General features: G+C 43.2%; 14 protein-coding genes. 5 read left to right on the top strand and 9 right to left on the bottom strand.

Going from position 1 to position 15287, the window contains the following annotated elements:
* Positions 1 to 99 precede the first annotated feature (99 nt).
* From Xenpb_RS05600 to zipA, 4 genes are all read right to left on the bottom strand, one after another.
* Positions 100 to 315: a DUF3820 family protein gene (locus tag Xenpb_RS05600; RefSeq protein WP_187653441.1), complete on the bottom strand. Its 216-nt coding sequence runs from the start codon at positions 313 to 315 to the stop codon at positions 100 to 102.
* A 108-nt stretch (positions 316 to 423) separates the two neighbouring features.
* A complete protein-coding gene (locus Xenpb_RS05605; protein ID WP_187653442.1) occupies positions 424 to 1614 on the bottom strand; it encodes a NupC/NupG family nucleoside CNT transporter in 1191 nt (396 codons plus the stop codon).
* A gap of 169 nt (positions 1615 to 1783) precedes the next feature.
* Positions 1784 to 3802 (bottom strand): NAD-dependent DNA ligase LigA, encoded by a 2019-nt coding sequence (gene ligA / locus Xenpb_RS05610; protein WP_187653443.1) that lies wholly within the window; start codon positions 3800 to 3802, stop codon positions 1784 to 1786.
* Between the two features lie 62 nt (positions 3803 to 3864).
* Complete coding sequence (gene zipA / locus Xenpb_RS05615; protein WP_187653444.1) at positions 3865 to 4791, bottom strand: cell division protein ZipA; 927 nt, start codon at positions 4789 to 4791, stop codon at positions 3865 to 3867.
* A gap of 234 nt (positions 4792 to 5025) precedes the next feature.
* On the opposite strand from zipA, the gene cysZ reads away from it, so the two are divergent.
* The 5 genes from cysZ to crr all read left to right on the top strand — a co-directional run bounded on the left by cysZ (position 5026) and on the right by crr (position 10167).
* Complete coding sequence (gene cysZ, locus Xenpb_RS05620) at positions 5026 to 5796, top strand: sulfate transporter CysZ (protein WP_187653445.1); 771 nt, start codon at positions 5026 to 5028, stop codon at positions 5794 to 5796.
* A 305-nt stretch (positions 5797 to 6101) separates the two neighbouring features.
* Positions 6102 to 7055, top strand: a complete 954-nt coding sequence (gene cysK / locus Xenpb_RS05625; protein ID WP_187653446.1) for a cysteine synthase A — start codon at positions 6102 to 6104, stop codon at positions 7053 to 7055.
* A 442-nt stretch (positions 7056 to 7497) separates the two neighbouring features.
* On the top strand, positions 7498 to 7755 hold the full coding sequence (ptsH, locus tag Xenpb_RS05630) for a phosphocarrier protein Hpr (RefSeq protein WP_099115731.1): 258 nt from the start codon (positions 7498 to 7500) through the stop codon (positions 7753 to 7755).
* 126 nt (positions 7756 to 7881) lie between these two features.
* Entirely contained in the window at positions 7882 to 9609 is a 1728-nt protein-coding gene (gene ptsI, locus Xenpb_RS05635) for a phosphoenolpyruvate-protein phosphotransferase PtsI (RefSeq protein ID WP_187653447.1), read from the top strand.
* Between the two features lie 48 nt (positions 9610 to 9657).
* Positions 9658 to 10167 (top strand): PTS glucose transporter subunit IIA, encoded by a 510-nt coding sequence (gene crr / locus Xenpb_RS05640; RefSeq protein ID WP_187653448.1) that lies wholly within the window; start codon positions 9658 to 9660, stop codon positions 10165 to 10167.
* A 252-nt stretch (positions 10168 to 10419) separates the two neighbouring features.
* On the opposite strand, the gene cysM is transcribed toward crr, so the two are convergent.
* From cysM to Xenpb_RS05665, 5 genes are all read right to left on the bottom strand, one after another.
* Positions 10420 to 11301: a cysteine synthase CysM gene (gene cysM / locus Xenpb_RS05645; protein ID WP_187653449.1), complete on the bottom strand. Its 882-nt coding sequence runs from the start codon at positions 11299 to 11301 to the stop codon at positions 10420 to 10422.
* Between the two features lie 134 nt (positions 11302 to 11435).
* Positions 11436 to 12524, bottom strand: a complete 1089-nt coding sequence (cysA, locus tag Xenpb_RS05650) for a sulfate/thiosulfate ABC transporter ATP-binding protein CysA (RefSeq protein WP_187653450.1) — start codon at positions 12522 to 12524, stop codon at positions 11436 to 11438.
* Between the two features lie 16 nt (positions 12525 to 12540).
* Positions 12541 to 13386, bottom strand: a complete 846-nt coding sequence (gene cysW, locus Xenpb_RS05655; protein ID WP_187653451.1) for a sulfate/thiosulfate ABC transporter permease CysW — start codon at positions 13384 to 13386, stop codon at positions 12541 to 12543.
* Complete coding sequence (gene cysT / locus Xenpb_RS05660; RefSeq protein WP_187653452.1) at positions 13386 to 14219, bottom strand: sulfate/thiosulfate ABC transporter permease CysT; 834 nt, start codon at positions 14217 to 14219, stop codon at positions 13386 to 13388. The genes cysW and cysT overlap by 1 nt, the downstream gene beginning before the upstream one ends.
* Positions 14216 to 15253: a sulfate ABC transporter substrate-binding protein gene (locus Xenpb_RS05665; RefSeq protein ID WP_187653453.1), complete on the bottom strand. Its 1038-nt coding sequence runs from the start codon at positions 15251 to 15253 to the stop codon at positions 14216 to 14218. Before Xenpb_RS05665 ends, cysT begins: the two co-directional genes overlap by 4 nt.
* Positions 15254 to 15287 lie beyond the last annotated feature (34 nt).

Raw genomic sequence — 15287 nt, forward strand, 5'->3', positions numbered from 1 at the left:
TATTAATGCGATGCAATAAGTAATGAAGAGGCTCATATCACTCCTTAATAATAACGAGTGCAGAAGTTTTTGCTAAAAAATGAAGGGGTTCTTTAACGATTAGGATTTTTTCAACGGTTTTACCAGCGAATCCAAACCTTCGATCTTTATCGCAAGGGTCATTTCCATTAATGCGCCCAGTTTTCCCTGCGGAAATTCCCCTTTTCTGGCAAACCAAAGTAAATACTCCTCTGGCAAATCAATCAGCATTCTCCCCTTGTATTTGCCAAATGGCATAGCTGTATTGGCTATCTCCAACAGATCTTCTTTGTCCATGATGTCGGCCTCGTTTTCTTGCTGTCAAAAAGAACTCTACATAAAAAAAGTGGCATCTGCCAAGACGCCACTTTCAATGAGTTTTATCAAATTCAGCTATCGAATTGATTAGATACTTAAAATCAGCCCAGTAATTGCCGCAGATAGAAAACTTACCAACGTTGAACCGAACAGTAATTTCAGGCCAAAACGTGCAACAGTATTACCTTGTTTTTCATTTAGTCCCTTAATGGCACCAGCAACAATCCCAATGGATGAGAAGTTAGCAAAGGAAACCAAAAATACGGACAGAATACCTTTTGAGCGCTCACTCAATTGGGCCGCGATTTCTTGCAAACTCTGCATCGCAACAAACTCGTTAGAAACCAGCTTAGTCGCCATGATACTGCCCACTTTCAATGCTTCATCGCTTGGGATGCCAATGATCCATGCCAGTGGATAGAACACATACCCCAAACACTCCTGGAAAGTAATACCAAATGCTAAGTGGAAAATTGCATTGATACCCGCAATCAGGGCGATAAAACCGATCAGCATCGCAGAGACAATCAAAGCAACTTTGAAACCTGCCAGAATATATTCGCCTAGCATTTCAAAGAAACTTTGCCCCTCGTGGAGGTTGCTCATGTGGATTTCTTCTTCACTCTCAATAGAGTAAGGGTTAATGAGCGACAAGATGATGAAGGTACTAAACATATTGAGGATCAGGGCTGCTACAACGTATTTTGCATCCAACATCGTCATATAAGCGCCAACGATAGACATGGATACTGTCGACATAGCCGTCGCTGCCATTGTATACATCCTGCGCTCAGACATTTTGCCCAGCACATCTTTGTAAGCAATGAAGTTCTCTGATTGTCCCAGAATCAATGAGCTAACCGCATTAAAAGATTCCAGTTTGCCCATGCCGTTGACTTTAGACAGTACTGTACCTATCGCACGAATGATAATCGGCAGCACTTTGATGTGTTGCAAAATACCAATCAGGGCAGAGATGAAAATGATAGGGCACAATACATTCAGGAAGAAGAACGCCAGATTCGCTTCTATCATGCCCCCGAAAACAAAGCTGGTACCTTTTGCTGCATAAGACAATAAATGGACGAATAAGTTATCAAATCCCTTAACAATTCCCAAACCTGCATTAGAGTTCAAGAAGAACCAAGCAAGGAAAAGTTCGATGATAAGCAACTGAATAATATAACGAATCCGAATATCCTTCCGATTGTTACTCGCCAAAATAGCTAGGCCGCCAATCACAACCAATGCGAGACAAAAATGAAAAATATGAGACATAAAAAGAACTCCAAACATGATGCTGCGCAAATTTATCACTGTATTTTATGCAACGCATAATAGTAAATTATGCTGATTATCACATTAATTTACTATCTAAACGGCTACAAATTCCTATTTAGCCAACCCGATCACACTTTCTCAGTCATACTTTTGAGTGAAAAGTATATTATTCACTCAATAAACGAAGCATTTCCTTTTCATCAATAACAGGAATTCCCAACTCATTAGCTTTAACTAATTTAGAGCCCGCCGCTTCACCGGCAATAACCAGATCGGTCTTCTTAGAAACACTACCGGCTACTTTTGCACCTAAAGCTACCAACTTATCTTTGGCTTCATCTCTAGATAGACGGCTTAATGAGCCAGTCAATACAACAGTCTTACCGGCAAATGGGCTGTCAACTTCATCTAAACGCGGGCTTTCAGCCGATTCCCAATGGATACCGATATTATTGACCAAATCATCAATGACAATCTGATTGTGCTCTTCGCCGAAGAAATTCACGACATGGCTGGCAACAACACCTCCGACATCCTGAACCGCAATAAGTGCCTCGGTATCTGCTGCACACAGTTTTTCCAATGTGCCAAAGTGCGAAACGAGATTAGCAGCCGTTGCTTCACCAACTTCACGAATGCCCAAAGAATAAATAAAGCGGGCAAAGGTGGTTTTTTTGGATTTTTCCAAGGCATTAATCACATTTTGCGCAGACTTAGGCCCCATGCGTTCAAGACCAGTGAGCGTGCCGGCAGTCAAACGGAAAAGATCAGCCGGTGTTTTGACATACTCTTTATCTACGAGCTGCTCAATGATTTTTTCACCCATGCCATCTACATCCATGGCCCGACGGGAAACAAAATGTTTCAACGCTTCTTTGCGTTGAGCTCCACAGAACAAGCCCCCGGTACAACGAGCTACTGCCTCACCTTTAACTCGTTCGATATCTGAACCACAAACTGGACAATGTTCCGGGAAGATGACTTCCTGACTTTCTGTTGACCTGTTCTCATGCACAACACCGACAACTTGTGGGATAACATCTCCGGCCCGGCGAATCACCACAGTATCGCCAATACGCAGACCCAAACGTTCAATTTCATCCGCATTGTGCAATGTCGCATTACTGACTGTCACACCAGCCACTAATACAGGCTCCAAACGGGCAACTGGTGTAATTGCCCCTGTGCGCCCTACCTGAAACTCAACGCCACGTACAATAGTCATCTGTTCTTGAGCCGGAAATTTAAAGGCTGTCGCCCAACGTGGCGCTCTGGCCACAAATCCCAACGTTTCCTGTAACTCAAGGGAATCAACTTTAACGACAACACCATCAATATCAAAACCCAACGCCGGGCGCTGTTTTTCAATGCTATGGTAAAAATCCATCACCTGCTGAGTGCCCTGACATAATTTTATTTTGTCACTAACGGGCAATCCCCAATTTTTGAACTGCATCAAACGTTCATAATGGCTTGTTGGCAATTTCCCACCCTCCAGTACCCCGATACCATAACAATAGAAAGTGAGCGGGCGTTTGGCGGTAATTCTCGGATCAAGCTGGCGTAAAGATCCGGCCGCTGCGTTGCGGGGATTGGCGAATACTTTATTTCCTATGCGACGTGCTTCTTCGTTGAGTTTTTCGAACCCTGCCTGCTTGATGAATACTTCACCACGGATTTCAACACGGGCAGGAATATTTTCCCCTTTCAGGCGCAAAGGAATGGCATGAATAGTACGAACATTCGCAGTGATGTTCTCTCCCGTTGTGCCATCTCCACGAGTTGCCGCCTGAACCAATTCCCCGTTTTCATACAGTAAACTAACGGCCAAACCATCAAGTTTCAGTTCACAGCAAAATACCAAATCCCGGCTATCTTTCAGGCGATCGCGAACACGTTTGTCAAACGCCAGATAACTCTCTTCATCAAATACGTTATCCAAAGACAACATAGGTATTTCATGACGCACCTGCTCAAATGCCGTTAATGGGGCTGCACCAACGCGTTGGGTGGGGGAGTCTGCTGTAATCAGCTCTGGATGCTGTTCTTCCAGCGCTTTTAATTCCCGCATTAAACGATCATATTCTGCATCTGGGATCTCTGGCGCATCCATGACATGATACAAATATTCATGATGACGCAATGTTGTTCTTAGTTTGTTGATTTTTCCAATAATATTTTCCATGACTTCTCACCAGAGATGAAAAACCCCCGACTAGCGGGGGCTTGATACTAAAAAAGAAGGAATTATTCACCGGCATTAAGCGTGTTACGGATACGCGTTTTATAGAGCTCAATCATCTGTGGTGTCAGCATCTTACGTTCACTATCCAGAACCACGCCCCCCACATCCGCAGCTATACGCTGTGCTGCCTGTAACATCAGTTTAAAATTCTGATTGGAATCACCATATGAAGGCACAAGCATAAACATGGAAATCCCGGGAGTAGTAAAATCTGTCATTCGATCGGGATCAAACGAACCGGGTTTTACCATATTAGCCAAACTGAACAATACAGCACCACTGCCCGATGGGTTCAAATGACGATGGAAGATATTCATGTCACCAAACCGGAAGCCTGCCTGCAAAATGCTTTGAAATAGCACTTCACCGTTCAGTTCTTGCCCATGATGCGCAGCAACATGCAATACCAGCACAGTCTCTTTCTTGGTTTGCCCGGATTCAACCGCCCCTTCACTTTCAGGTAGCTTTGGCTGCCCTTCAACAATCCCGGCTATCGGTTCCGCTGCTCCTGCAACTTTTTGTTCAACCGGATCAAACAACCCAAGTTGCGGCTCTTCCTGTTGTCTATCAGCAACCATCTCTTTTGCTGCTGATACATCAGGATGATGCCTTGCAAGTAAAGGATCGGAACCATCATCAGGCATTGCTGCTGATGACTCAGGCTCACGACGTTCAATAACAGGCTCAGCACGATGTTCAGTGTGCGGTTTTACCGACTCCTGAGCATGTGATTTCGGCGAATTATCAAACAGTTCATTGCCATCATTATCTTCCAGCTCTTCCTGGCGCTCCTGTTTATGACGTTTAACTGGGCGATCACGAAAGAGTGATGAACGCTCTTTACGGCTGGTCCACAACCCATGTAATAGCAAAGCTATTATGGCTATCGCACCAACAACGATTAATATCAGACGCAAATCCTGCATCATTGCTATCTCTGTTGTTTAAAGTCTGTTGTTTAAAGTAAGTGCCACTACGGCGGAATATTCTTTAGATAAGAGTATTTGTCAAATAAGACAAGTGCAAGTCTCTACATACTTTTCTTACCATAAAGAGATATATCCGCTGTTTTTTCGGATGTTTTTTACACACAAAACTACTGGTCAGTAGAAAATCCTGCCTATATCATACCGTCTCAATCATCTAGGAGAGAATAAGAAAATATGACGAATTCGACAAAATTGCCAAAACGTCTGAGTGGATTTCATTATATTGCACAAGGTTGGCAACTGATAACCCGTCCTGGCATTAAGAGATTCGTTTTATTACCTTTACTGGCCAATATCTTATTGTTAGGTGGTTCATTTTGGTGGCTATATCATAAACTAGGCGGCTGGGTACAATGGGTTCTCGATAAAATACCAGACTGGATGCAATGGTTAAGTTATTTGATTTGGCCGCTTGCCGTTATTTCCATCTTATTGGTTTTTACTTATTTCTTCAGCACACTGGCTAATTTTATCGCCTCACCATTCAATGGATTACTGGCAGAAAAACTGGAAGCAAACCTGACAGGCATACCTGCACCAGATACTGGTGTTATCGATTTACTTAAAGACACCCCTCGCATTCTAAAATGTGAAGTAGTAAAAATTCTTTACTATATTCCCCGTGCGGTTGTTCTATTGTTGCTTTACTTTATTCCAGGGATCGGTCAAACCGTCGCGCCCATCCTTTGGTTTATTTTTAGTGCGTGGATGCTGACGATCCAATATTGTGATTATCCATTTGATAACCATAAAGTTAGTTTTTCCACCATGCGCAACGCGCTGCGGCAAGACAAAATTGACAATCTCCAATTTGGCGCGGCGGTAAGCGTACTGACCATGATCCCTATCGTGAATTTATTTATTATGCCAGTCGCCGTCTGTGGTGCTACTGCTATGTGGGTTGATCGTTACCGCGCTCAGCACGCCCTGAATCATAGGCCGTAAAACTAAGTTAATTCAGCCTGTTAACTACAAAACACCCTGACAATTCTTACTATGTCAGGGTTGTTTATCATAATTTTCATCATCGTTTCATTTTCTTCCACTTCCGCAGAAATCGCTATTTTTAGCCACAAAATGCTACAAAAACACTACAATTAGTTATACAAATCATAAATAACCTAAATAACATAAAATAGCTATCTAATATTCTTTTATATAATAAGAATAGATTGAAACTTTATTTCCATAAATAAGATGTTAGCGTATGGTTAATCTGTATCTAACGGTATTTTAGGGGCAATCGAATAATGAGCAAAATTTATGAAGATAATTCGTTAACTATTGGTCACACTCCGCTGGTACGTCTAAAAAATTTCACTAATGGCCGCATCTTGGCGAAGGTAGAATCTCGTAATCCCAGTTTCAGTGTAAAATGTCGTATTGGTGCCAATATGATTTGGGATGCTGAGAAACGCGGTATTTTGACCAAAGATAAAGAACTTATTGAACCGACCAGTGGCAACACTGGGATTGCACTTGCCTATGTTGCAGCAGCTCGTGGTTATAAGCTGACATTGACCATGCCCGAAACGATGAGCCTTGAGCGCCGTAAGCTCTTGAAAGCATTGGGAGCCAAACTGGTGCTGACCGAAGGTGCAAAAGGCATGAAAGGTGCCATTGAAAAAGCCAACGAAATCCATGACAGCGATCCCAACCGTTATATACTCCTGCAACAATTCAGTAATCCAGCCAATCCAGAAATCCACGAAAAAACCACTGGCCCTGAAATTTGGGAAGATACCGACGGTAATGTAGATGTTTTTGTTGCGGGTGTAGGAACTGGCGGTACTATCACCGGAGTTGCTCGTTACCTGAAAAACACTCGTGGCAAACCCGTGATCATCGTCGCGGTAGAACCAGAAGATTCACCTGTTATCAGTCAGAAATTGGCCGGTGAAGAACTTAAACCGGGCCCACATAAAATTCAGGGGATCGGCGCTGGTTTCATCCCTGATAACTTAGATTTAACATTAGTTGACCGTGTTTTTAAAATCAGCAATGAAGAAGCTATTCAGATAGCACGCGAAGTTACTGAAAAAGAAGGTATTCTTGCTGGTATTTCTTCTGGCGCCGCTGTTGCAGCAGCAATCAAATTATCACAAGAAGATGAATACAAAGACAAAAATATTGTGGTGATTTTACCTTCTTCGGCTGAACGTTATCTGAGTACGGTATTGTTTGCTGATTTATCTAATGATTGAAAATCACACAGTAATATTTTCCATTACATTGACAAAAAGGCACCTTAAGGGTGCTTTTTTGTGCATCAGATCAAACTTTAAAGCTTTCCTAGATGATTTATTCAAGTAGCTTTAGTATTTAACCAGTAATTATTTTGATGCACGAAATTAATCGCCAAGCCGACAGCTAAAAGATTATTCAATTCCGCTATGACTCGAATAGCGTGTATTAACACCAACTCAACAATTGGATGCATCAAGTGTGTTAATTTTTTGATAATGATTAATATACATTCGATAAATTTCAAGTTGTATTCAATCGAACCACAATTTGAAAGATGAAAGGTATGCACCTTATTTCATTATCAATTTAACGGTTGTACAAGTCTAAGGGAATTCAACTACACTAGCTTTAGAATTCTCTTAGCTTATCAACGAATATTTAAGTTATTGAGGAAATACTATGTTCCAGCAAGAAGTTACTATTACTGCACCAAACGGCCTCCACACTCGCCCTGCTGCACAGTTCGTCAAAGAAGCAAAAGGCTTTTCTTCTGACATCACCCTAACTTCTGGAGGCAAGTCTGCCAGCGCAAAAAGCTTATTTAAACTACAAACACTGGGATTGACTCAAGGTACAATTGTAACGATTGCTGCTGAAGGCGATGATGCGCAACAAGCTGTTGCACATTTAGTTAAGTTGATGGGTGAATTGGAATAATCGTCCACTTATCAAACCAATTTATTTCATTCAGTTTATCCCCGGATTGATAAAATCCGGGGATATTTAGAGCCTCCCCCCTGAAGGCTCAATGAAAGGTAATCATCCGCAGTAAGGTCATATAGTATGATTTCAGGCATCTTAGTATCACCAGGCATTGCTTTCGGTAAGGCATTATTGCTGAAAGAAGATCCGATCATTATCAACCATAAAAAAATTATCCCTGAACAAGTCGAACAAGAAATTTCCCTCTTTAAACAAGGCCGCGACAAATCTTCCGCACAGCTAGAAATAATCAGAGAAACAGCCGAAAAAAACTTGGGTGCAGAAAAGGCCGAGATCTTCGAAGGCCATATTATGTTGCTGGAAGATGAAGAGTTAGAGCAGGAAATTGTTACTCTTATTAAGAAAAACCTGGCAACCGCAGATGCTGCTGTTTATTCCGTCATTGAAGATCAGGCTAAGGCGCTGGAAGAACTGGATGATGAATATTTGAAAGAACGTGCGGCCGATGTTCGTGATATCGGTAAGCGTTTGCTGAAAAATATTCTGGATATGCCAATTATCGACTTAGGTTCGATTGAAGAAGAAGTGATTCTGGTTGCCAGTGACTTAACACCATCAGAAACCGCGCAACTCAATCTGGATAAAGTACTCGGTTTCATTACTGATCTGGGCGGCCGCACTTCCCACACCTCCATCATGGCTCGCTCTTTGGAATTACCAGCCATTGTTGGGACAACCAACGCAACCAAACAAATCAAAAATGGCAGTTATCTAATTCTTGATGCGGTTAACAACCAAATTTATGTGAACCCATCTGATGCCGAAATTGAGCAACTGAAAACTGCAAAAAGCGAATACCTGACAGAAAAAGCCGAGCTGGCAAAACTGAAAGATTTACCTGCCATCACCTTGGATGGGCATCAAGTTGAAGTATGTGCCAACATTGGTACGGTTCGTGATGTCATGGGAGCTGAGCGCAATGGCGCTGAAGGTGTCGGTTTATATCGTACCGAATTCCTGTTTATGGATCGCGATGCCCTGCCAACGGAAAACGAACAATTTGAAGCTTATAAAGCGGTGGCGGAAGCAGTTGGCAATCAAGCCATCATTATTCGCACGATGGACATCGGTGGCGATAAAGATCTGCCTTACATGAATCTGCCAAAAGAAGAAAATCCATTCCTTGGCTGGCGAGCAATCCGTATTTGCCTTGATCGTAAAGAGATCTTACATTCTCAATTACGTGCTATTCTGAGAGCTTCTGCATTTGGTAAACTTCGCATTATGTTCCCGATGATCATTTCAGTCGAAGAGATTCGGGACTTGAAAGCTGAGTTAACATTGCTCAAAGAGCAATTACGCGATGAAAACAAGGCATATGATGAATCGATTGAAGTGGGTATCATGGTGGAAACACCTGCTGCTGCAACCATTGCTCATCATCTTGCAAAAGAAGTTGACTTTTTTAGTATTGGGACGAACGATCTAACTCAGTATACTCTTGCGGTAGACCGTGGTAATGAGCTGATTTCTCATCTTTACAACCCAATGTCGCCAGCAGTGTTGAACCTAATCAAGCAGGTTATTGATGCCTCACACGCAGAAGGTAAATGGACTGGGATGTGCGGAGAACTTGCCGGTGACGAGCGCGCCACACTGTTGCTTTTGGGCATGGGTTTGGATGAATTCAGCATGAGTGCGATATCAATTCCACGCATTAAAAAGATCATCCGTAATACCAATTACGATGAGGCTAAGGCACTGGCAGAACAAGCTTTAGTTCAGCCAACAGCACAGGAATTGATGGATTTGGTTGACACTTTTACCAGAGAAAAAACACTCTGCTAAACACATTAGCCAGAACATGGTCCCATTAAAACAATTAGGAGAAGATTCATGGGTCTGCTTGATAAATTGAAATCTCTGGTTTCAGACGATAAAAAAAACAGCGGCAGTATTGAAATTATCGCCCCATTGTCAGGTGAGATAGTCAATATCGAAGATGTTCCGGATGTTGTTTTTGCCGAAAAAATTGTGGGTGATGGCATCGCCATTAAACCAACCGGCAATAAAATTGTTGCTCCTGTTGATGGCACCATTGGTAAGATCTTCGAAACTAATCATGCTTTTTCTATCGAGTCTGATAGTGGCATTGAGCTATTCGTACATTTTGGTATTGATACTGTTGAACTAAAAGGCGAAGGTTTTAAGCGTATTGCTGAAGAAGGTCAACGAGTACAGAAAGGCGATTTGGTTCTAGAGTTTGATTTGGCATTTCTGGAAGAAAGAGCCAAATCAACCTTAACTCCTGTTGTTATTTCCAACATGGACGAAATTAAAGAGTTATCTAAGGTCAGTGGATCAGTTGTCGTTGGTGAATCAGTCATCATGCGCATCAAAAAATAACCGGACATCTTAGTTTTTGGATGGTTCGTGAATCGCCACTGTTTTGTCAGGTACTTTACTCATTTAACCTGATAATACAGAGGCGATTTTTTATGCTAATCTCAATGGATTCCAGCATACAGCATGATGACAAAGGGAAAAAATCCCTTGAAGCAGGACTCAGTTATTCGGATAAACATCCGTCAGTTATTCGCATCGGGAGAAACCAATTCCCACTTACCAAATGTAGAAATTCCCACCAACGAAAAACGCTTAATTGAATACCCCTGTAGACAAATATCTATCACCGCGATCACAAATAATTGCCACAATAACGGCGTCAGGGTTTTCAGCCGCAATGCGAAGTGCCCCAGAAACTGCGCCACCAGAGCTGACACCACAGAAAATACCTTCTTTCTGTGCCAGTAAACGCATTGTCGTTTCAGCTTCCAACTGAGTGATATCCAAAATCTGATCCACCAATTCTTTCTGGTAAATACCTGGCATATAAGCCGGAGACCAACGACGGATACCGGGGATATGGCTATTTTCTGCGGGTTGTAATCCTGTGATTTGCACTTTGTCTGATTGAGATTTCAAGTAGCGACTCACACCTGTAATCGTGCCGGTTGTTCCCATACTGGAAACAAAATGTGTCACCCGGCCTTGTGTCTGTTGCCAAATTTCCGGGCCAGTGGTTTTAAAATGTGCCAGTGAGTTATCTGTGTTATTAAACTGATCGAGAACCTTTCCTTCTCCCTTTTTCTCCATTTCTTGTGCCAAATCTCGCGCACCTTCCATTCCCAACTCTTTACTCACCAAAATTAATTCCGCGCCATAAGCCCGCATTGATGTTTGTCGTTCAAGACTCATATTTTCAGGCATCAGAAGTTTTAAACGATACCCCTTTACTGCCGCAATCATAGCCAGTGCAATACCAGTATTCCCGCTCGTTGCTTCAATCAGAACATCACCGGGTGTAATTTCTCCACGCAATTCTGCCTGCTGGATCATTGAAAGTGCAGCCCGGTCTTTTACAGAACCTGCTGGATTATTACCTTCCAGCTTTACCCAAATTTCCGCATCAACACCTTCTGTGATCTGCTGTAATTTTACCAGCGGTGTATTACCTATAAAGTCTTCCAAGCTTGCCACAGTATTACCTAGTTTATATGAGAATGGGTAACCAACTAATCATATTCAGAATACGGTAGCAAGATATTAAGCAAAAAATCCCTGTTTCCCCGTTATAAAAGGGAAGCAAGAATGAATAATAAAAATGTATCAAATCAGGCCGATTCAGCCAGCCTTAAGACTTTTAACGGTAAGTCTTCCGTATATAAGCGAGCACCTGTTCCTCCAATAAAATAATAATCGCCTCTGACCGGAATAGATGAATTATCCTCCCAGACAACTGAGAGTAGTTCATCTCCCCATCCTATTGGTTGGACAGATAAGAGAGAAAAATGCCCGCGCGGGCTAGCTTCCACGATTTGAATTGGCAAGGGACAAGAAACCGTTTGCTGTTTACTGAGTGTCATATCCCATGGCCGGAAAAAGACATCAACTTTCCCCTGATGCAAGGGAGTGATATCCAATGGGAAAACTCTCCCGCCAACCCAGAGCTGTGAGCCTTTAATTTCACCACGAAATTTATTGATTTCCCCCATGAACTCGAGCACAAAGCGGCTCCCCGGTTCACTCCACACTTGCTGTGGTGTTCCAACCTGTTCAATGTGCCCGTGATTCATCAGTACCACTCTATCCGCCACTTCCATGGCCTCTTCCTGATCATGGGTGACAAACACGCTGGTAAATTTCAGTTCTTCATGAAGCTGACGCAACCAACGGCGCAATTCCATTCGTACCTGTGCATCCAATGCACCAAAAGGCTCATCCAACAACAGGATTTGAGGTTCTACGGCCAATGCCCTTGCCAGCGCCACCCGTTGTTTTTGTCCGCCAGAGAGCTGTGATGGATAACGGTCAGCCAAATGGGATAACTGCACCATATCGAGTAATGTCATGACTTTACTACGCAACGCCTCGCTACCGGGGCGCTGGCGACGAGGAAGTACAGTCAGGCCAAAAGCCACATTGTCAAACACCGTCATATGACGAAATAGGGCGTAATGTTGGAAGACAAACCCGACACGCCGATCTTTCGCATGTACCCGGCTGACATCCTGACCGTGAAATTTCAATTGGCCTGAATTTTGTTGTTCAAGCCCTGCAATAATCCGCAACAATGTCGTTTTGCCAGAACCTGACGGCCCGAGCAGGGCAATCATCTCACCGGATTCGATATCCAGTGAAATTTCATTCAGTATCTGAGAACGACCAAAAGATTTACTGATTTTAGTGATTTCAATACTCATATTCTGCCCCCATACCCTACCCTTGCTGACGGCTCAAACGCCATTGCAACGCACTTTTGACAATCAGAGTAATAATCGCCATTACTGCCAATAAGGCTGCTGCCGTAAATGCGCCAACCGTGTTGTAATCCTGATAAAGAAGTTCAACCTGCAAAGGCAACGTATAAGTTTCTCCCCGAATCGATCCTGATACGACGGACACAGCGCCAAATTCCCCTATTGCCCGAGTGTTAGTCAAAACAACTCCATACAACAATGCCCAACGAATATTTGGTAATGTCACATGCCAGAACATCGTCCAACCGGAAGCTCCCAGCAATATAGCAGCCTCATCTTCCTGACTGCCCTGACTCAACATCACTGGCACCAATTCCCGGACAACAAACGGGCATGTTACGAACACGGTTACCAGTACCATTCCAGGCCATGAAAACATTAATTGAATGCCATAGTCACTCAACCAACTTCCCAACCAGCCATTGGCACCATAAAACAGGAGATAAAGCAGCCCTGCGACAACCGGAGAAACCGCAAACGGAATATCAATTAATGTCAGTAATAGTTGTCTGCCGGGGAATTGGAAACGCGTTACTAACCATGCCACCATCACACCAAAAACCAAATTAATGGGAACAGTGATAAGCGCAATCATCACTGTTAACCAAATAGCATGCAGCATATCGGAATCGAAAAGGTTCTGGGTAACGATGTCCAGCCCTTTGGAAAAGGCAGTCAGAAAAATCCACGCTATCGGGATCACCAGTAACAGAACCGAAAAAAGTATACCTGTGCCAATCAGCAACCATTTTCCCCAATTTATCGGGGGATGTTGTGCCACTGTGTATTCGGAAAACTCAGTCATCAATGTCCTCCTATCCGTTTCCCAAAGCGGCTTTGTAATACATTGACACTAAACAAGAGCAGTAATGACGTGGCAAGAATGACTGAAGCAATTGCACTGGCTGCCGGATAATCAAATTCTTGCAAGCGAACAAAAATCATTAAAGAGACAACCTCCGTTTGCCAGGCAATGTTGCCCGCAATGAAAATTACAGCACCAAACTCTCCCAAACTGCGGGTAAAAGAGAGCACTGTCCCGGCAATCAATGCCGGTGAAACCTCCGGCAAAATAACCCGCTGAAAAGTTTGCCAACGACTTGCTCCCAATGTCTGTGCGGCTTCTTCATATTCAGGGCCCAGTTCTTCAAGTACTGGCTGCACAGTACGAACAACAAAAGGCAAACTGGTAAATGCCATTGCTAACGCAATACCTAGCCAAGTATTCGTGACTTTGATATCAACATGACCAAGCCAGGCCCCATACCATCCGGTTGCAGAAAACAACGTTGCCAACGTTAAACCTGCAACTGCCGTCGGTAAAGCAAACGGCAAATCCATCAAACCATCAAGTAAGCTGCGCCCCGGAAATGGGTAACGCGTTAATATCCACGCCATTAACATGCCAAAAACCATATTGAACAGACTGGCAACCGCAGCCGCCAACAATGTCACCTTATAAGCGGCAACAACTTGTGGATTGGCAATCACCTGCCAGTATTGCTCCCATGTCATACTGGAAAGCTGTACTACCAAGGCACTTAATGGCAATAACAAGATAAGGCAGGTATAAAACAGACTACAGCCCAAACTCAGCCCAAATCCGGGCAAGACGCGTTTGCTGAATCCCCACATCATTTACGCCCTTCCATCAATAATTGATCAAGCGTTCCACCAGTGCCGAAATGCGTTTTCATCACTTGAGGCCAGCTACCGAATTGTTCTTCCAGACGAAACAATTTGGTTGCAGGAAAACGGGGTTGCCGGGCTTCCATAACATCGTTATCAACTACACGATAATTAAAATCGGCGATGATTTTTTGTGCTGCCGGACTATACAGATAATTTAAGTATGCTTTGGCTACAGCTTCCGTACCGTTTCGCTGGACATTTTTGTCTACCCAGGTCACGGGGAATTCAGCCAGGATATTCACTGGGGGCACAACCACTTGATAATTATCTTCACCATATTGTTTGCGGATGTTATTGACCTCCGATTCAAAACTAATCAGAACATCCCCTAATCCACGCTCAATAAACGAAGTGGTTGCTCCGCGCCCGCCAGTATCAAACACTTCTACATTTTGCAAAAAGCGTTGCATCTGTTGGCGTACTTTCTCTTTTTCATGTGGATCTTGCTTTTGAAAAGCGCCCCATGCCGCTAAGTAGGTATAACGACCATTACCTGAGGTTTTTGGGTTTGGAAAAATTAATTTCACATCATTACGCACTAAATCATCCCAATTCCGAATATGCTTAGGGTTATTTTTGCGTACCAAGAAGGCCATTGTGGAATAATATGGTGAACTGTTATTCGGCAGGCGCTGCTGCCAGTTGGCAGGAATCAAATTGCCACGATCATGCAGTATCTGAATATCCGTGACTTGGTTATAAGTGACTACATCCGCTCGCAATCCATGCAAAATAGCCAGCGCCTGTTTAGAGGAACCTGCATGTGATTGTTTAATAGTCAATTTTTCCTGTGGATGCTGTTCATTCCAATGTTTCTCAAATACAGGATTCAAGCCTGAAAATAATTCTCGCCCAATGTCGTAGGAACTATTCAGCAATTCGGCAGCCAAGGCGTTGGTGCTATAAGCACTGAGACTGACCAAAAATGATATGGCAGCCAATCTGCTTAATAATTTAATTTTTATTGTCATTATCTTCATCTAACACCTTACCCATCACGCAATTAGACAACAA

This window comes from Xenorhabdus sp. PB62.4 (assembly GCF_014467285.1).
Taxonomy (GTDB): Bacteria; Pseudomonadota; Gammaproteobacteria; order Enterobacterales; family Enterobacteriaceae; genus Xenorhabdus.